The following is a 17,781-nucleotide window of genomic DNA, read 5'->3' as shown; positions in this document are numbered from 1 at the left end:
TTTAATGCTGACAACGTCAAACTTCTTACGAGGTTTCATTAAAAAACATTAAGGCTCAAAAAATAAAAATCCCCAGTATGCTCAACTGGGGATATTTTTTGGTCGCCGTAAGTCAATAAAAGTTTAGTTACTGCTCATATCTAGCGAATTGCTTCCAGCAGACAAAGAAACCGTTGTAACCAAAGTAGAAGGCTGCGGAATAGTCAGTTGATCATACTGAATCGGGTCATCCGCACTACCATTGCAAACAAACGCGGCGGTGTAATCGCCTGTTGGCAAATAGCCAAACTTGTATGTGCCGTCAACATCACTTACGTTCGCAGTCGCAAACGGTTTGAGTGCATCACTAGGTAAGGCAGTGCCTTCTGTGTAGTCGACATCTGTCGGGTCAACTAAATCAACCAAGGTTCCTTCAGTACCTTGATATAAGTAAACAAATGCATTATCCGCTGTCGTAGGACACCCTTCGATGTTTGCGTACAAGCTAGAGTTTACCGTAACCGTCAGGTTTGCCGCTTCTTTGTCATTTAGAATAGTTACGCCGTGAGGCTTAAGAATGTAGCCTTTGTTCGAACCGGTATTGCCACGCATAACCAGCGATTGGCGTAAATCAAACTCGATGGTAAAAGCTTGAGTTTCATCTGCCGTAACCTCAAATCCACCAAGTTTCAATTTGTTACTCGGCTGCTTAAGATCTTGAGTACCATCCGCATCAACCACAAAGTTAACGCCCGATTCGTTACTGATATGAAGAATCAGATTCTTATAGGTACCTACTGGAATCGGCTTTTGAGTAATAACTAACGCAGAATCTTGTCCCTGATAGTCCAACAGATCTATCTGTTCATAATCATGACTTGGTGTTGAAGGCTCGACATCCAAGAAAATGGATTGACCATCACTTTTCACCAATTCAACTTGCGTAAAGCCTATGGTGACAGAACTGGCTTCATCTACCGGAGCATCTGAAACTGAAAACGAAACATTAGACGTTTGTGTTGAGCCCGAATCATCGCCTCCGCAACCTGAGAGTATCAGAGCAGGAGCCGTTAAGAGCAATATTGGCAAGACTTTCATTTCCACTACCTTATATATTCTTATGAACTATGGTTTAGAAACGAAAGACTAAATTAGTAAAATATGTTGAATGTCAGAAAAATTTCAACCGCATGAATCCTGACATAACGCTGGCAGAAACCAAGCATACATTTAACTGAGTGGATGCATGATGACTGGGTACTTTTTCATGTTAAGTAAGTTACCCCCTATTAAACTACTGCTAGCTTAAATAGTTTTGCCGCATCCAGTCTGAATGCGGCATTTTTTTATCTTTATTTTTGGGAGGGGTAGTCAGTTTTTGATTACTGCTTGCAAACCATATAGCTAGATAGAGGAGCCGCTTCGACTACAACTTTCGTACCAGTACTGGAGAACACTTGTTCGCTTAACAAATCCCGTAGTGCGTGATTCCAGTTAAGCTCTACTGTCTGTGGCCTTGCAGATTTATTGATAATAACAATTCCTTTCTCGCCACGACTGAACACCAGTAAGTCATCACTGGCTTCAATCATCACCATAGGCAGCCCGTGCATCCGGTTGTGGAACTCAATTTGAGCGATGATTTTTGGATCGTTCCATGCGTTGACCCAACGAGGCTGACCCGATTTGTTTTTGATGCGGCTGGTATCCAGATCGGTGTAAATCAACGGCACACCGCCATCACGCCCCAAAATATAGCTATACGCCAAGCTTTCTAAAGCTTCATCCATTACTAAGTTCTTGAATACATCATTGTTCGGGATGTCATGGGTCACAGTAAAGGTAATGGCTCGTTCCTTAGAAAGCGCTTCACCAAAACAGTAAGGATCTATGAGTGTTTTCAAACTGCCCGATTTTTGTAGTGCGTTGAACACGGTCTGAAATAAAGGGAAATCGTAAGCACCGAGTTGGGTTTCGGCTAAATACGGCTCTAAGAACAACTTATATTCTTCTTTGGTTGCACCGCCATCGGTAATAATTTCACCGAAAATATGCACATCTCTGGTGATCTCATCACTCCAGACTTTTTTCAGATGCTCAATAGACATGTGCTTTGCTGCATCAATTCTAAATCCTTTCACACCCAATGTTTTCAGTGCTTTAAGATAGGTTTGCTGCATTTCTATCACATGCGGACAATCTCTTAGGGTTGGTAGCCCTTGATCATGTGGACCGCCAGTAATACGCCCATTTTGCACTTGCCATTTGTCCTTCCAATCTTTGATACCAAAGGCTTCAACAAAGTCTTCTTCTTTGAACAAAGGTTCAGACAAATCACCAAACAACACTTGTTTTTGATAATAGCGAGAAGATTTTTGATAATTCTTCATATCCTCTTCACTCGGGTACTGAAGATCTAGGCGTTTTTTCGATTCATTAGCCATGTGGTTGAATACCACATCGGCGTAGACGTGTACCCCAAAAGCTTTCAAGGCATTGGTCATATCTTTAAATGCTTGGGTATCACCGAGTTGATTATCGATGACTCTGTAATCTTGAGGTTGGTAGCGTTGCCACCACTCAGTACCGTGGTCACTTTTCGCGGATTTCATTGGAGGGGAAATCAATACGGCTTTATACCCTGCTTCGAATATTGCTGAAGCTCGTTCAGCTACGAGGGCATAAGGCCAGTCAAATGCGTGCAATATAACGTCAGTTGGCTGATGAAGACTCATTGTAAATACTCCTTGTTACTCTACAAGCCGAATGAAAACTAAAAATGAATGCGCGGCTTGCTAGGGCTAACAGCCCTGATATATAACCGAGTATAAAATATTCAACCTATTTGAAATCCACCTCTTAATTTTAAATAACGGTGGAGAGTGAAGGCGTAGATTGACATATTTAAGCTGGGTTGGGTTATCCTTAACCTCATCACAGTATAGACGCCTATACTTAACTAGGCTGTGCAACGTTGTTTTCATTTACGAGACATCAGGATTTGATGTCATTAATAAGTGATCATTTTGCTCACTATGGAGGATTATATGCGGTCCCTAAGAATCGATATCGTCTCTGATGTAGTCTGCCCTTGGTGCATTATTGGATATAAGCGCCTGCAAGCGGCTTTGAAACTGGTATCGAATGAGATTCAGGCAGAAATACACTGGCATCCGTTCGAACTCAACCCAACCATGCCTGAAGGTGGAGAAAACCTTCGCGATCATCTTGCTCGCAAATATGGCACGACTAAAGAAGCGAGCATTGAAGCCAGAAATACTCTGACTCAATTAGGCGCCGAAGTGGGATTCCATTTCAATTTCTATGAAGAGATGCGAATCTACAACACGCGAAAAGCCCATCAGCTATTAATGTGGGCTAATCAACATCACAAACAAAATGAGCTTGAGCTTGCATTGTTCGAAGCGTATTTCCGCCATGAAAAGAAAATTGATGACGAGAATGTGTTAATACAAATCGCCGTTGATGCAGGGCTAAATGAAGCAGAATGCCTAGAAGTATTACATGATGATTCATGGGCGAAAGCAGTCGCGAATACTGAGCAACAATGGCTTCAGGCTGGTATCCATGCCGTCCCCGCCATTATTATCGATCAGAAACATCTCGTCTCCGGCGCTCAATCCACAGAGCGACTGGTTGAACTATTAAAAAGCATCTCGAATAACATGGCATCAATTCATTAATTAATATGACTCGGAATAAATATAGAAAAGGCCTTTATGTATTGTTTCATCTACTTACGCAGTTACTTTCTTAACGCATTCAATTTGGCCTGAGCCAAACCGTATATGCTGTCCACCGGGTAGCTACCATCTTCTGTTGCAATACCGACTTTTTTACCCGTGAAAATTTCAATCGCTTCAGATACGTGGCTTATCGCCCAGATATTGAATTCGCCTTTTTCTACGGCTCTGACAATATCAGGTCTTAACATCAAGTTGTGCTTGTTAGCCTGAGGAATAATCACCCCTTGAGAATGACTTCGCCCCTTGATGCAACACACATCAAAGAAGCCCTCAATTTTCTCGTTCACTCCACCGATAGGTTGTGATTCACCAAACTGGTTCATAGAGCCAGTAATCGCAATGTCTTGTCGATTTGGCTGCTTGGAAAACGCTGAAACGATCGCACAGAACTCCGCCATACTTGCACTGTCACCATCAACACCGCCGTAAGACTGCTCAAACGTGATGGTGGTGGTTAGCGGTACACGCGCCGTACGTCCAAACACCGAATTGAGATAAGCAGAAAGAATCATCACCCCTTTCGAGTGAATACTTCCCCCTAAATCGACACTGCGTTCAATATCAATGATGTCACCCTCACCGTAAGACGTTGTCGCTGTGATACGGTTTGGCGCGCCAAACATATGATCTTTGGTAGCCAGAACAGATAAAGCATTCACCTGCCCCACCGCTGAGCCTTCGGTCTGAATAAGCGTTGTGCCGTTGGAGAAAGTTTCCATCACACTCTCTTGCAAACGATTGACGCGCATTTGCTGATTACTCAGAGCCTCTTCTACATGACTTTGGCGAATCATGTTCGAGTTCGCCTGCTTCGCAACGTAGTTTGATTCACGCAGTAAGTTAGCAATATGAGCCGAATGAAGAGAAAGTTTTGACTGATCGCCTGCCATTCTCGAACTGTGTTCAATAATTCTCGCGATGGCCTTACGGTCACAATGTAACAAGCTGCTGTCGTGAACAATGCTGGAAATGAAACGCGCATAGTGCAGCTCTGTATCATCAGTACGCTTCATCTCATCTTCAAAATCAGCCGTAACACGGAACAACTCGCTAAACTCGGGATCATAGTGAGCAAGTAATTCATAAGTGCGGTAATCACCAAACAGAATGATTTTGACATCCAGAGGAATAGGCTCAGGATCCAGAGAGACGGTACCCGTTAGCGTCACTTCTTTTTCCAACGAAGTGAAACTGATTTGACGCGAGCGCAGTGCACGTTTCAGACCATCCCAAACGTAGGGTTGTTCCAATACCTTCACCGCATCCATCATCAATACGCCACCGTTTGCCTTATGCAAACTACCTGCTCGAATCAATGAGAAATCGGTAAACACTGTGCCTTTATAAGTTGCGGTTTCCACATAACCAAACAGAGAGTGATAGTTCGGGTTTTCCTCAACCACAATAGGGAAATCGTCAGAACAACGGCTCACCAGCACGTTCACTTTATAGCGACGTGGCAGTTTCTTATCTAACGCTGCCGTTGCAATATCACCCTGCTCTCCTGCGCCTTCCAAAAAGATATCTACGTTTTCCAGAATGTCTTTTTGCAGGTCTGTCAGGTAGCTTTTGATCTCCGCATACTGCGAATAATCTTGTTTTAACTGCTTAATGAAATGAGCAACGACATCAAGCGTCACGTCATCATTAAGCTTTTTAATTTTTTCCGTGTACGACTCTTCCCACTCAGTTAAGTGACGTACCATATTACGTAACGCAACTTCGAGTTCATCAATCGTCTGGCTGAAATGTTCTTGCTCTTTTTTGGTTAGCGCATCGAAAGATTCTTCGGTGTGCAGCTCTTCACCATTCAAAGCAACAAACTGGTATTCACCTTGGTTGGTAATGGTTAAGCTGATGCCTTTTTCTTTGGCATCTTTAGTGATGTTTTCCAGTTCGCTTTGCTGCTTTTGATCGAGCTGATTTTTCAGCTTTTCAGCACGACCAATGTATAGCTCATTATCAAAAGCTAATGGCATACCGTTCATTAGCTTGGTCATTAGCTTTTCAATGTCTTGGCGAAACGCGCTGCCTACACCACGTGGTAGCTTTAATACTCGTGGAGTACGGATATCATCGAAGTTTGCGACATAACACCAGTCATACAGGTTATCTGTCTCATATTTATGGCGACTAAGATAACGCATGATCATAGTACGTTTGCCTAAACCATTTCGGCCAATCGCGTAGATGTTGTAGCCCTTCTCTTTGATCGACATGGCAAACTCTACCGCTTTTTGCGCACGCTCTTGACCAACGATTTCGTCAAGTGGGGGAAGTTCTTTGGTGGATTTGCAAGGCAATTGTTCTAGCTTTGCTACGTGGTAAAGCTGTTCTGCGTTCAGTTGTTGAATAGCCATAGCTCCACTCCTTTAATTTTATATTCTTCTTTTGTATATCAAGTTTAGCCGTAAAGCTTTGACTTTTTAGTGATTTCGCCCGTCTTAACATGCAAGCGGACAAATATTAAGCAAAATTACCAATTCTTATCATTGATAATCATTTGCATTTGAGATTTTATTGCATTTAAATAAGTACAAACGAGCGAATGAGAACAAGTGATGAACTTAAAACAGTGCTGGGCACACTACGCAAAAGCAGAAGAACTTTTAAAAGCTGGTCATTGGCCTCAAGCCCACTATTTGCTTGAAGATGTCCTGCATAACCTTCCCAATCATCTTGAGAACACAGCACGAGATCCTGCTGCCAAGCCGTGCCAGCTTCTTTGTCTGATTTCAGGATTACACGATGCAGCTATCCATCAGGCTGAGATTCTAAATAATATGGGTCAACAGAAACGGGCTTTTGACGCACTCAATCAGGCTTATGGATTACTTCAGTTTATGTCGATTGAAAGAAGCAAGCTGATTTCGGCAGTCGCCTCTGTTCTAGACAAACACAGCACCAACTTATTGATGCATTTAAGTGCTTTTTGTCTCGCACAAAGAGACGCAAACTGGCAATTGGAATATCAAGATATTGAAAAAGCTCACCAGTACTTTACTCAGCTAAAGCTCTCCTACGGCCTATGTTTAGAAACACCGACACTTAACTAAACTGAGTTGATTAGAAGTAATGAGAGATAGCTAAGTAACGAGTACGGATATGTTCTATCAGCAAACGGACTTTGTTCGGTGGCTGACGTGTAAACGGGTAGACCGCGTAAATTCCAAGCTTCTTACCCACCTGCTCTGGGAAAATATCCACCAATTCACCATTTCGAAAATCATGGTAGACCAAGCATCTCGGCACATAAGCAATACCGTGGCCTCCAAGCGCAGCTTTGCGCAGTGCGGTCGCATTATCTGTTGAAAAAGTGCCTGAGACTTTAACGATATAGTTACCTTTGCTGCCCTTAAACTCCCAGTCACTCGCCCCAGTGGTTTGATACGCGTATTGCAGGCAATTATGGTTGACCAAATCTTCTGGTTTAAGTGGTTTACCGTTGCGTGCGATGTACGAAGGGGAAGCACACACTACCCATTGCGAATCCAATATATGACGCGCAATCAAACTGGAATCGTCCAGATAACCGGTACGGATAACCAAGTCATAGCCCCCTTCCACCAAGTCCACAAAGCGATTGTCGAGTGACATATCCACTGTTAATCCCGGATGCATATTGCAGAATTCCGCCACAGCATCGGCGAGAATCAGATCGCCAGAAATAGAAGGTACAGACATCTTAATATGTCCACTGATGTTCTCGCCAAATCCTGCAACGGCATCCATCGCTTCCTGAGTGGCTTGCTTCACATTTTTCGCACTCGACATCAAAGCCTTGCCCGCTTCAGTCAAAGTTAATTTACGCGTTGTTCGATATAATAACTGCACACTCAGCTCTTCTTCCAAACGCGCAATTCTTTTGCTAACTACTGAATTTGTCAGGTTATTTTGTTCAGCCACTTTACTAAAACTGCCAAATTCAACCACTTGGGAAAACAAGATTAAATCGTCTGCACGCATCAAATTATGTCACTTTTGGAAATAATGAATTTCATTATTTCCCTATATTAAGAAAAAGGAAAGCGCTAGATTCACATTTACTTAACACGATAATTACAATAACTCCCGTTAGGAGAAGCAATGCGTATCTACCCTGCAAAACCACAAAAAGTGTATTTCTACGCCACGTGTCTGGTGGATCTGTTTGACCCTCAAGCAGGGCTTGATGCGATGACCCTTCTTGAACAGCAAGGGCTTGAAGTTATCTTCGTTGAAAAACAAACCTGTTGTGGACAGCCCGCTTACACCTCAGGCTATGACGACCAAGCCAAGAAAGTGGCATTAAGCCAAATCGCGCTGTTTCCTAAACCTTATCCAGTGATTGTGTTATCGGGTTCGTGTGGCGGCATGATGCATCATCATTACCGACGCTTATTCAAAGAGGATTCCCAGCAAGATCAGGTTAACGAATTCTGTGACAGAGTGTTCGAACTGACTGAATTCTTAGTCAATGTCTGCCGTGTTAAGCTGACGGATACTGGCGAACCCACTTCCGTGGTCATGCATACCTCCTGTGCCGCTCGTCGGGAAATGAATGTCCATGTAACGGCCACAGAACTACTGAATCAGCTTGAAAGTGTAGAGCTTCGCATGCAGGACTATGAGAGTGAATGTTGTGGATTCGGCGGCACCTTTTCAGTTCGTCACCCCAATATTTCTCAAGCCATGGTTGAAGATAAAACCCATCACATTACTCAAACCAATGCGGAGACGTTAGTCAGTGCCGATTGGGGATGTTTACTCAATATCAATGGCGCTTTGCAATACCAAGGCAAAGCACTACAAGGCCGCCACCTAGCAAGTTTCTTATTAGAGCGCACCAAAGGAGCCCAATCATGAGTCAGACTCCTCAACAGTTTCATCTTCAGGCAAAAATCGCGTTAGAAGATCCTCAACTACGCGCTAATTTTCGTGGGGCCATGGACTACCTGAGAGATAAGCGTAAAACGGCATTTTCAGATGCAAAAGAAGAGAAAGCGATTCGCGATTTGGCGGAATCTATCCGACAACGCTGCCTGAGTAAGTTGCCAACATTACTGGAACAACTTGAACAGAAATGTTCCGAAAACGGTATTTATGTCCATTGGGCAGAAAACCCAGAGCAAGCCAATGGCATTATCGCCGAAATAGCACAGCGCCATCAGGCGAGAATGATCATCAAAGGTAAGTCGATGGTCAGCGAAGAAATCGAGATGAACCATGAAATGGCAAAACTCGGTATTGAATGTTTAGAAAGTGATATGGGGGAATACATTGTCCAGCTTGATGGAGATAAACCTTCTCACATCATCATGCCGGCGATTCATAAGAATAAACAGGAAGTGAGTGATACCTTCGAGAAAAATCTTGATGGTTTTACGCCAACTCTCGATGTTGATGAACTGATTCAAACGGGGCGCACCCGTCTTCGTCAGAAATTTCACGATGCTGATATTGGTCTGTCAGGGGTTAATTTCGCCGTTGCTGAAACTGGCACTCTTTGCTTGGTTGAAAACGAAGGAAATGGCCGGATGTCGACCACGATTCCTAAGGTTCATATTGCCATCACAGGCATAGAAAAGGTGGTTGAATACCTTGCCGATGTTCCGCCGCTTTACAGTGCTTTAACTCGCTCAGCAACGGGTCAGGCTATCACCACCTATTTCAATATGATCACTTCGCCGCGCAAAAAAGGCGAGAAAGACGGTCCGCGAGAAGTGCATTTGGTCTTACTTGATAATGGTCGCAGTCAAGCTTATCAAGACGAGGAAATGCGTAAAACACTCCAATGCATCCGCTGCGGCGCTTGTATGAACCACTGTCCGGTTTACACCAAAATTGGCGGGCACGCTTATGGAACCGTTTATCCGGGGCCGATTGGCAAAATCATTTCACCTCATTTATTGGGTTTAGACGCGACAAAAGATTTGGTTACCGCATCAAGCTTATGCGGCGCGTGCGGTGAAGTTTGCCCAGTACGAATTCCAATTCCTGAACTGTTACAACGCCTGCGCAGAGAAGCAAAGCATGATGCGAAATCAGGTAACACGGTTATGGAAGGACAGAAAGCCGCGCACAGCAATCTAGAAAGCATGGCGATGACAAGCTTTGCCTTTGCAGCAACGCATCCTACTTTTTACCACTCTGCAACAGGGCTTACCACCAAGATGCAAGCGCTTATCCCAAACAAGCTTGGCGCGTGGACACAATGCCGAACCGCACCAAAACCTGCGAGTAAAACCTTGCATCAGTTGCTCAAAGAAAAGCAAACCATGGCAGACGACCACTCAGGTAACAAAAGTAGTGAGGACAAATCATGAGTACGGCACGCGATAGCATCTTAAAAAGACTCAAAAACGCCAACGCTATACCAGTCCAAAGCACAGAAATTGCTTTCGAACCGTGGGGATTCGATAAGAGTAAAACTGAGCAGGAAAAAATGGCGCGATTTTGCCAAGCGCTCACCGCAAGCCATGCTCAGGTTATTCAACTAGAGAGTTCAGAAATTGGTGCGATTCTAGAGACGCTCAGCTTAGAAAAAGGATGGCACCGAGCCGCCATTGGCACTGAGGGGGAATGGATTAACGACTTCAGACAAGGCTTAAAAGCGTTAGATATTATTGAATATCAGAATGGCATCGAAAATTGGAAAAGTGCGCTGTTCCATGAAGTAGATGTGGGGGTCACACATGTATTAGCAGGCATTGCTGACACTGGCGCTCTGGTCTTATGGCCAAGTGTGTATGAACCAAGAACATTATCACTGGTACCGCCCTGCCATATTGCTGTGATGCGCGCATCTACGTTACACAATCACTTTCTCGAAGTGATGACTGAACAAAACTGGTCAGCAAACATGCCGACCAACGCACTTTTGATATCGGGACCTTCCAAAACGGCTGACATTCAACAAACCTTAGCTTATGGCGCACATGGACCAAGCGAACTTATCGTCCTCATTGTTAAAGATAAATAGACGAAAGATAAATAGATGAAAGATAAATAATAGATGAACGGTAAGTCATCGCGTAAATGGCAACGAGATAACTAAAATGGAAATCAAGACTCGCTATCAACAACTGATAGATGTTCTGAAAACTGAAATTGACGAAGAACGCATTATCACTCAGGAAGCCCAAAGACTCGCTTACGGTACAGACGCCAGCTTTTATCGGCTTATTCCACAGGTAGTGCTGCGTCTTAATAGCCTTGAAGAGGTGGTGTTCACCATTAAGAGCTGTGAGAAGTTGGCTTTACCTTTTACCTTCCGAGCCGCAGGTACGAGCTTGTCCGGTCAAGCCGTGTCAGACTCAGTACTGATTACCTTAACCGATGACTGGCGTAAACATCAGATCTTAGAGCAAGGCGATAAAATCCGTTTGCAACCGGGAGTGATTGGCGCCGATGCCAACAAATATCTCGCTCCTTTCCAACGCAAAATAGGCCCAGATCCAGCGTCTATAAACACCTGCAAAATTGGCGGTATTGCTGCAAACAATGCCAGCGGTATGTGCTGCGGCACTGCGCAAAACTCTTATCAAACTGTCGATAATATGAAGGTGGTGTTTGCAGATGGTCTGGTGTTGGACACCAGTGATTCAAACAGTGTAGAAGCCTTTAAACAACAAAGAAGCGATCTTGTTTCTGGACTAGAAACGTTAAGAAAAGAGACGCTAGCGAACAAAGAACTGAGCGCTCGAATCAAACACAAATATCGCTTAAAAAACACAACTGGCTACGCCCTCAATGCATTGGTCGATTACGATGATCCGATTGATATCCTGAAACACCTGTTTATTGGATCTGAAGGGACGCTCGGCTTTATCGCCGAAATTACCTATAACACTGTGGTCGAACACAGCTATAAAGCCTCAGCATTGCTGGTGTTTGAAAATATCGAGCAAGCAAGCCAAGCCGTAACCACGTTAAAACAATCACCCGTTGCTGCGGTTGAAATGATGGATGGCAGAGCCATGCGTTCTGTCGCCGACAAAGCGGGTATGCCCGATTTCATCAAGTCTCTCGATTTAGAAGCGGCGGCTTTGCTTATTGAATCTCACGCAAGTCACCATAAAGCATTGCAGCACCAATGCGGTGAAGTGATGGAGTCACTGAAAAACTTCAATATCATCGAATCGGTTCCTTTCACTTCGGACGCCAATACTGTTTCAACTCTTTGGGGAATTCGTAAAGGCATGTTCCCTGCGGTCGGAGCGGTAAGAGAAGTGGGAACCACCGTTATTATCGAAGACGTCGCTTTCCCGATTGAAAATCTTGCCAACGGTATTCGCGACCTGCAAAAGCTTTTTGATAAATACCATTATCAAGAAGCGATCATTTTCGGCCATGCGCTGGAAGGCAACCTGCATTTTGTCTTTACTCAGGGATTTGAACAGCAACAGGAAATCGAGCGATACGGAGCCTTTATGGATGACGTCGCAGATTTGGTTGCGGTGAAATATCAAGGTTCGTTAAAAGCGGAACACGGTACGGGGCGAAACATGGCTCCGTATGTTGAACTAGAGTGGGGTAAAGAAGGCTATGCATTGATGCAAAAAATCAAAGCCTTATTTGATCCAAACGGCTTGTTGAATCCTGGGGTAATCATCAACAGCAACCCCAAAGCACACTTAGATAATTTGAAACTGATGCCTGCGGCAGATGAACTTGTAGATCGCTGTATTGAATGTGGATTCTGCGAACCTGTTTGCCCATCTCGAACGCTGACGTTGTCACCACGTCAACGTATCGTTCTCTATCGTGAGCTTCAACGTCGACGCAAAAACGGAGAACAGGCATCAGCTGAAGAATTAAATAAAGTGTTCGAATACCAAGGTCTAGATACTTGTGCGGCGACCGGACTGTGCGCCGACCGATGTCCCGTTGGAATCAATACTGGCGATCTTGTGAAGAAACTGCGCAGTGCAAAATACGAAAAGTTCACACCAATAGCACGTTGGACAGCAGATCATTTTTCCGCCACAACAGCGATAACACGCTCTGCTTTAAAAATGAATAAGCTCGCTTCTGGAATCCTTGGTGAAACATCGGTCAAGCGTATTGTCGAAGGTACCCGAAAACTGACTCATGGGAAAACGCCTGTTTGGCTTGCAGAAATGCCGCAAGAAAACCGATATCCGCTTGAGAAAGCGGCCAGTGACCTTCCGCAACGTGACAAGAAAGTGGTTTATCTTCCATCATGTGCCAGCCGTAGCATGGGGCAACAAACCGATGCTAAAGATCAGCGCCCATTAACGGAAGTTACTCTTTCCATTCTCAATAAAGCCGGATACGAGGTAATTCTCCCTGAAGATATTAATCAACAGTGCTGCGGGATGCCTTACGACAGTAAAGGTATGAGCGATATTGCCAATGATAAAGCTCATCAACTGGAAGAAGTACTATGGAAAGCCAGTCAGTTTGGTTGCTACCCAGTGTTAATGGATACTAGCCCATGTGCTAAACGCAGTATTGAGAGATTCACAAAACCGCTAAAAATTTACGAGCCTTCTGGGTTTGTAAGCCAATACTTGCTGGAACACCTCAGCATCACGCCTAAGCAAGAAACCGTGATGCTGCATGTGACTTGTAGTTCGCGACGAATGGGGCTTACTAATGAGATGGCGAATCTCGCCAAAGCCTGTGTAAGCAACGTTGTAATACCGGAACATATTGAATGCTGTGGTTGGGCGGGAGACAAAGGTTTTACCACCCCCGAACTCAATGCAGCAGCGGTTCATCCACTCAAAGAGCAAGTTCCTGAAGATTGCACAAGAGGATTCAGCAATAGCCGAACCTGTGAAATTGGCTTATCACATCACAGCGGAATCACCTATCAGTCGATTCTATATCTTGTTGATGAGGTCTCTAGGCCCATTTTATAGAAACGAATGTGTAGAACCTAACGAATAGAAACGAAGCTAACTCTTTATTAGAGGCTAATTATTTAGAAGCTAACCATTTATTTGGTTAGCTTCTCTTTCAATGATGCTCCGCGAGCTTTGAAGCAATAAATTTTCCATTTGCAGACACACGGGTATCTTGCCCCACTTTCAAATACCCTTTTAAGAAATAGATACCTCGCTTCACCGTCAACAGCTCGCCAATAACCTTGACTTGATCACCGACTTTTATCGGGCTGTGATAGCGCACATCTAACTGAGCAGTTAACGCGGTGATTTGCTGGCTAAGCAAACAGTGCGTCATTGCTGCATCAAGCAACGAACTCGCTATTCCTCCATGCAATAAACCAAAGTAACCCTGATGCCGAGGTAACACCGCAAAATCACTCTGAACGGTATGGTCCTCTTCCACCTTGAATTCCGCACCCAATGAGTAGTAGTTGTTTTCTTCTTTACCACACACCGCGCACATGACATGTGATTTATGGAAATGCTTCATATCAATACGTTCCTAACCTTTTACAATGTAAATGATAAGTAGCATATGCTATTTATGTGCATCGAAGTTTTCGGTAATCATTGTTTACTGCAAAAATTTTTGGCATCAGCTTCAATCAATCGGCTAAAACGTGACCCAATAACTTTACAGAGCCACAAAAGTTACATAATTATGGTCTAAACTTACTTTGTTTTCGTTTGAGTGTGCGTGCTTTCACTTAATTTGAAATATTCGCTAGTTTATTACGGGTACTTGCGTTATTATGCGCGCGTCCAATCGATTCACGCTCGATAGGTTGTGCGAAGGAAACCTTCCGGTACTAGCGTTTAGCCAGTTATATGTAGAAGCATTTTGTTCAAACGTCACCTAAGTAATAAGCGCCTTCTTTTGGCTAAATAGATTAATTTTTTAAGATTTGGAGACATCATGTCTAACACTACTGGTACCGTTAAATGGTTTAACGAAACTAAAGGTTTTGGTTTCATCGCTCAAGATAACGGCGGCGCAGACGTATTCGTACACTTCCGTGCAATCACTGCAGAAGGTTTCAAAACTCTGAAAGAAGGCCAAAAGGTTTCTTTCACTGTTGAAAACGGCCAAAAAGGCCCACAAGCTGCTAACGTAACTGTTATCTAAGCTTGCTTACAATCTTCGGATTGACGTGAAAAGGTCGCTATATGCGGCCTTTTGTGTTTTTGTTGTCTCCTAATTTCGCTACACATTAGAGGAACCCAATGCGTACTTTTGTTCTTAGAGCACGTTCAGCCCCAACCGATAGCCAAAAACTGCAAGCTGAAGTGGGTGGCAAAGCCCACGCGGAAATTCTTGCACACGGTATTATGAACGCGATTTTCACCGCTCAGTCGCACCGTGAAGATGCTGTTATTCACCTCGTGCTGGAAAGTACCCAAGACTACTCGCGCACCATCACTATTGATGCGAACACCATCAGCGATGTTGGCGGTTTCCACGAAGCGGCATTGATCGCTCTGTTGGTCAAAGCATTGGATAAATCTCTCGGAATGACCAAAGAACAAATTCGCGAAGTGCAACCTGGTCTAACGGTGCAGACAATCAGTTTCGAAGCCTTGGTCACTAAGCTGGCTGATACTCACTCTATGTATATGATGGATAAGAAAGGCGAATCCATTCGTACCATCGACATTGGTCCAAACCCTTGCTTCCTTCTGACTGATCATATTCCAATGCCAAAGAAAACCGGTAATTCACTGAAACGGTTAGGCGTTGAGAAACTCAGCTTAGGTCCAAAAATGCTATTTGCTTCCCAATGTATTACGCTTATTCACAACGAACTGGATATGCGTGAATAAAGGTAAACCATGACGCACTCTGACAGTGAAGAAATGCTTACTGGCCGTTGCCACTGCGGGAATGTCACATTAACCATTCCCTACCCTTCAAAAACAGCCACAGAATGTAACTGTTCCATTTGCTCACGTTACGCTTCCATTTGGGGATATTTCAAACAGTCGCAAGTCACTCTCACGGTAAAAGAGAGCGGCGTGGAAAGCTACAGTTGGGGAGATAAAGAGATTCTCTTCTACCATTGCAAAAACTGTGGTTGCATTACTCATTATTCATCAGCGAGCAAATCTGACAATGATCGGCTCGCTGTTAACTACCGCATGTTTAAGCCAGCTCTGCTAAACAGTATCAAAATTCGACATTTTGATGGCGCTGACAGCTGGACCTACCTTGACTAAAAATGTATTTCAGACGGTCTGATGTCATTCGATGTCAGACCAGTAGCACAAATTTAGTGAGGCACATCCCGTTTTAACACGACATCCTATTTGGTGATTGCATTCCTAATGTGACATGAGTATAAATTGAGCAAATAATAATCATAAGCCCTACAACAATAATAAGTACGCGACGTCTTTTAACTACAAATCTCGTCAAACGCTAGGTGTACATTTTTGAATTATTTTTAGGGTGCTCAACACAATGCGTATTAATCAACCTGTTACACAAAAAGAAGTTCTTTACCCTCCTCATTACAACCTACTCTCTATTACTCAACCCAATAGTCATATCACTTATGCTAGCGAAGAGTTTTGTGAAGTTGCCGGATACAGCCTAGAAGAGATGGTTGGTCAACCTCATAACTTGGTTCGCCATCCGGATATGCCAGAAGCGGCATTTCAGGACATGTGGTCACATTTAAAAAACGGCCAATCTTGGATGGGATTGGTTAAAAACCGAACTAAATCTGGTGATCACTACTGGGTTGATGCTTTTGCTTCTCCAATTATTGAAAATGGTAAGACTGTTGAATACCAATCCGTCCGCCTGTCACCTAATCGCGAGCATGTTGAGAATGCGGAAAAGGTGTACTCGCAAATCCGTGCTAACAAAACGCCCTGGCAGCTCAAGTTACCTAGAACGCGCTTATGGCAGCGTATGACAGTAGGATTTCTTGGCGCCGCAGTCATTGCAGCCGCAGTAGATCATTTCTTGACTGGTGCTGGTGTCCCAATGATGCTGCTACTGAGTATCGTGACCAGCTACAGCTTAACTCGTCGTTTAGAAAGAGTAACGGAAACGGCGCGTAAAGTGTTTGATAACCCATTAATGGAACTTGTTTACAACAAGCGAGTGGATGACATTTCAGAAATTCAGCTTGCGCTGAAAATGCGTCAATCTGAATTAAACGCGGTAGTAGGTCGAATTCAGGACTCGAATTTGCAATTGGTTGAAGCGGCAAAAGCATCATCCGTAAACTGCAACCACACTGCTGACAACCTAGATGGTCAAGCGCGCGAAACTGAACAAGTGGCTACCGCTATTACCGAAATGAACTCGACAGCCAACGAAATTGCAAATAACGCGCAAGCCGCATCAGCAGCCGCAAACAGCGCCCAGACAGCTGCGAGTGAAGGCATGGATTCTGTCGAAGATACTGTGGGTTCGATTATTCAGTTAGCCAAACAGCTAGATTCTGCTACCACTGTTATCGAAAAACTCTCTGCCCAAAGTGCAACCATCGGACAGGTTATAGAAGTCATTCAGAGTGTTTCGGATCAGACCAATCTTCTTGCGCTAAACGCTGCAATTGAAGCAGCACGAGCAGGAGAGCAAGGTCGCGGCTTTGCCGTAGTTGCTGATGAAGTCCGCAAACTGGCGCAACGCAGTTCAGAATCCAGCAGTGAAATACAAAATATCGTTCAAACGATCCAGAGCAGCACACGCGAAGCAGTGGAAGCGATCAGTCAAGGTAACTCGCTTTCACAAAGTTGTGTGAACAGTGCAAATGAATCTGGTGACAAACTTAAAGCTCTGCTGGCGCAGATGGCCGATATTGCTCAAAGAAACGAACATATAGCGACAGCAGTAGATGAAATGGCACGCGTAACAGAAAGCATGAACGTAAGTGTGCAGTCTATCAGCGACGGTTCAGCCGCTACTTTATTGTTAGCAAATGACACCCATGAGCAGTGTAAAGCACTGGTTTCTAACCTTGCATCACAAGGTGTACTTGTTAAACAGTTCCGCCGTTTATAAGACATGAACTCTTTTCAAAGCGTCTCATTTGAGGCGCTTTTTCTTTATCTGACCTATTAGTTGGCTTTCCAAGGTACCAATAGCGGCTACATTGGCTCATAATGAACGTCATTAACATTCTTAA

The 17,781-nt window shown here is 44.1% G+C and carries 15 protein-coding genes; 10 read left to right on the top strand and 5 right to left on the bottom strand.

Annotated features, from left to right (window positions below; all coding sequences use genetic code 11):
• Positions 1-123: 123 nt before the first annotated feature.
• Together P4S58_RS16660 and P4S58_RS16655 are read right to left on the bottom strand one after the other, a co-directional pair.
• Positions 124-1,077: a DUF4382 domain-containing protein gene (locus P4S58_RS16660; RefSeq protein ID WP_112403492.1), complete on the bottom strand. Its 954-nt coding sequence runs from the start codon at positions 1,075-1,077 to the stop codon at positions 124-126.
• A gap of 284 nt (positions 1,078-1,361) precedes the next feature.
• Complete coding sequence (locus P4S58_RS16655) at positions 1,362-2,714, bottom strand: alpha-amylase family protein (RefSeq protein WP_337164783.1); 1,353 nt, start codon at positions 2,712-2,714, stop codon at positions 1,362-1,364.
• Positions 2,715-3,026: 312 nt separating this feature from the next.
• On the opposite strand from P4S58_RS16655, the gene P4S58_RS16650 reads away from it, so the two are divergent.
• On the top strand, positions 3,027-3,683 hold the full coding sequence (locus P4S58_RS16650; protein ID WP_042481146.1) for a DsbA family oxidoreductase: 657 nt from the start codon (positions 3,027-3,029) through the stop codon (positions 3,681-3,683).
• A 62-nt stretch (positions 3,684-3,745) separates the two neighbouring features.
• Here P4S58_RS16650 and P4S58_RS16645 read toward each other — a convergent pair whose 3' ends face one another.
• Positions 3,746-6,106 carry a Lon protease family protein gene (locus tag P4S58_RS16645; protein WP_042481149.1) on the bottom strand — a complete coding sequence of 787 codons (2,361 nt, stop codon included), beginning with the start codon at positions 6,104-6,106 and terminating at the stop codon, positions 3,746-3,748.
• Between the two features lie 201 nt (positions 6,107-6,307).
• Between P4S58_RS16645 and P4S58_RS16640 the strand changes: the two genes are divergently transcribed.
• Positions 6,308-6,802: a hypothetical protein gene (locus tag P4S58_RS16640; protein ID WP_337165812.1), complete on the top strand. Its 495-nt coding sequence runs from the start codon at positions 6,308-6,310 to the stop codon at positions 6,800-6,802.
• A 10-nt stretch (positions 6,803-6,812) separates the two neighbouring features.
• Here P4S58_RS16640 and P4S58_RS16635 read toward each other — a convergent pair whose 3' ends face one another.
• A complete protein-coding gene (locus P4S58_RS16635) occupies positions 6,813-7,712 on the bottom strand; it encodes a LysR family transcriptional regulator (RefSeq protein ID WP_042481155.1) in 900 nt (299 codons plus the stop codon).
• Between the two features lie 120 nt (positions 7,713-7,832).
• Here P4S58_RS16635 and P4S58_RS16630 point away from each other — a divergent pair, with 120 nt between their 5' ends.
• The 4 genes from P4S58_RS16630 to P4S58_RS16615 all read left to right on the top strand — a co-directional run bounded on the left by P4S58_RS16630 (position 7,833) and on the right by P4S58_RS16615 (position 13,615).
• Positions 7,833-8,591, top strand: a complete 759-nt coding sequence (locus tag P4S58_RS16630) for a (Fe-S)-binding protein (protein ID WP_337164779.1) — start codon at positions 7,833-7,835, stop codon at positions 8,589-8,591.
• Complete coding sequence (locus tag P4S58_RS16625; protein WP_337164778.1) at positions 8,588-10,051, top strand: LutB/LldF family L-lactate oxidation iron-sulfur protein; 1,464 nt, start codon at positions 8,588-8,590, stop codon at positions 10,049-10,051. The genes P4S58_RS16630 and P4S58_RS16625 overlap by 4 nt, the downstream gene beginning before the upstream one ends.
• Positions 10,048-10,707, top strand: coding sequence for a LutC/YkgG family protein (locus tag P4S58_RS16620; RefSeq protein ID WP_337164776.1), 660 nt, complete (start codon positions 10,048-10,050; stop codon positions 10,705-10,707). The genes P4S58_RS16625 and P4S58_RS16620 overlap by 4 nt, the downstream gene beginning before the upstream one ends.
• A gap of 76 nt (positions 10,708-10,783) precedes the next feature.
• A complete protein-coding gene (locus P4S58_RS16615; RefSeq protein ID WP_337164774.1) occupies positions 10,784-13,615 on the top strand; it encodes an FAD-binding and (Fe-S)-binding domain-containing protein in 2,832 nt (943 codons plus the stop codon).
• 97 nt (positions 13,616-13,712) lie between these two features.
• On the opposite strand, the gene P4S58_RS16610 is transcribed toward P4S58_RS16615, so the two are convergent.
• Entirely contained in the window at positions 13,713-14,132 is a 420-nt protein-coding gene (locus P4S58_RS16610; protein ID WP_102953584.1) for a PaaI family thioesterase, read from the bottom strand.
• Positions 14,133-14,558: 426 nt separating this feature from the next.
• Between P4S58_RS16610 and cspE the strand changes: the two genes are divergently transcribed.
• The 4 genes from cspE (at position 14,559) to P4S58_RS16590 (ending at position 17,657) form a co-directional block, all read left to right on the top strand.
• Entirely contained in the window at positions 14,559-14,768 is a 210-nt protein-coding gene (cspE, locus tag P4S58_RS16605) for a transcription antiterminator/RNA stability regulator CspE (protein ID WP_042481174.1), read from the top strand.
• Positions 14,769-14,866: 98 nt separating this feature from the next.
• A complete protein-coding gene (trmY, locus tag P4S58_RS16600) occupies positions 14,867-15,463 on the top strand; it encodes a tRNA (pseudouridine(54)-N(1))-methyltransferase TrmY (protein ID WP_102941893.1) in 597 nt (198 codons plus the stop codon).
• 9 nt (positions 15,464-15,472) lie between these two features.
• On the top strand, positions 15,473-15,856 hold the full coding sequence (locus P4S58_RS16595) for a GFA family protein (protein ID WP_042481179.1): 384 nt from the start codon (positions 15,473-15,475) through the stop codon (positions 15,854-15,856).
• 244 nt (positions 15,857-16,100) lie between these two features.
• Positions 16,101-17,657 (top strand): methyl-accepting chemotaxis protein, encoded by a 1,557-nt coding sequence (locus P4S58_RS16590; RefSeq protein ID WP_042481182.1) that lies wholly within the window; start codon positions 16,101-16,103, stop codon positions 17,655-17,657.
• Positions 17,658-17,781: the final 124 nt, after the last annotated feature.

The sequence above is a fragment of the Vibrio sp. Hal054 genome (assembly GCF_037162405.1).
Taxonomy (GTDB): Bacteria; Pseudomonadota; Gammaproteobacteria; order Enterobacterales; family Vibrionaceae; genus Vibrio; species Vibrio diazotrophicus.
Note: the sequence above shows the minus strand (reverse complement) of the source record. Positions and strands in the feature narration are given on the sequence as shown.

Excerpts from the sequence above, each read along its gene's own strand:
- P4S58_RS16660 (WP_112403492.1), bottom strand. The coding sequence starts at position 1,077 with ATGAAAGTCTTGCCAATATTGCTCTTAACGGCTCCTGCTCTGATACTC.
- P4S58_RS16655 (WP_337164783.1), bottom strand. The coding sequence starts at position 2,714 with ATGAGTCTTCATCAGCCAACTGACGTTATATTGCACGCATTTGACTGG.
- P4S58_RS16650 (WP_042481146.1), top strand. The coding sequence starts at position 3,027 with ATGCGGTCCCTAAGAATCGATATCGTCTCTGATGTAGTCTGCCCTTGG.
- P4S58_RS16645 (WP_042481149.1), bottom strand. The coding sequence starts at position 6,106 with ATGGCTATTCAACAACTGAACGCAGAACAGCTTTACCACGTAGCAAAG.
- P4S58_RS16640 (WP_337165812.1), top strand. The coding sequence starts at position 6,308 with ATGAACTTAAAACAGTGCTGGGCACACTACGCAAAAGCAGAAGAACTT.
- P4S58_RS16635 (WP_042481155.1), bottom strand. The coding sequence starts at position 7,712 with ATGCGTGCAGACGATTTAATCTTGTTTTCCCAAGTGGTTGAATTTGGC.
- P4S58_RS16630 (WP_337164779.1), top strand. The coding sequence starts at position 7,833 with ATGCGTATCTACCCTGCAAAACCACAAAAAGTGTATTTCTACGCCACG.
- P4S58_RS16625 (WP_337164778.1), top strand. The coding sequence starts at position 8,588 with ATGAGTCAGACTCCTCAACAGTTTCATCTTCAGGCAAAAATCGCGTTA.
- P4S58_RS16620 (WP_337164776.1), top strand. The coding sequence starts at position 10,048 with ATGAGTACGGCACGCGATAGCATCTTAAAAAGACTCAAAAACGCCAAC.
- P4S58_RS16615 (WP_337164774.1), top strand. The coding sequence starts at position 10,784 with ATGGAAATCAAGACTCGCTATCAACAACTGATAGATGTTCTGAAAACT.
- P4S58_RS16610 (WP_102953584.1), bottom strand. The coding sequence starts at position 14,132 with ATGAAGCATTTCCATAAATCACATGTCATGTGCGCGGTGTGTGGTAAA.
- cspE (WP_042481174.1), top strand. The coding sequence starts at position 14,559 with ATGTCTAACACTACTGGTACCGTTAAATGGTTTAACGAAACTAAAGGT.
- trmY (WP_102941893.1), top strand. The coding sequence starts at position 14,867 with ATGCGTACTTTTGTTCTTAGAGCACGTTCAGCCCCAACCGATAGCCAA.
- P4S58_RS16595 (WP_042481179.1), top strand. The coding sequence starts at position 15,473 with ATGACGCACTCTGACAGTGAAGAAATGCTTACTGGCCGTTGCCACTGC.
- P4S58_RS16590 (WP_042481182.1), top strand. The coding sequence starts at position 16,101 with ATGCGTATTAATCAACCTGTTACACAAAAAGAAGTTCTTTACCCTCCT.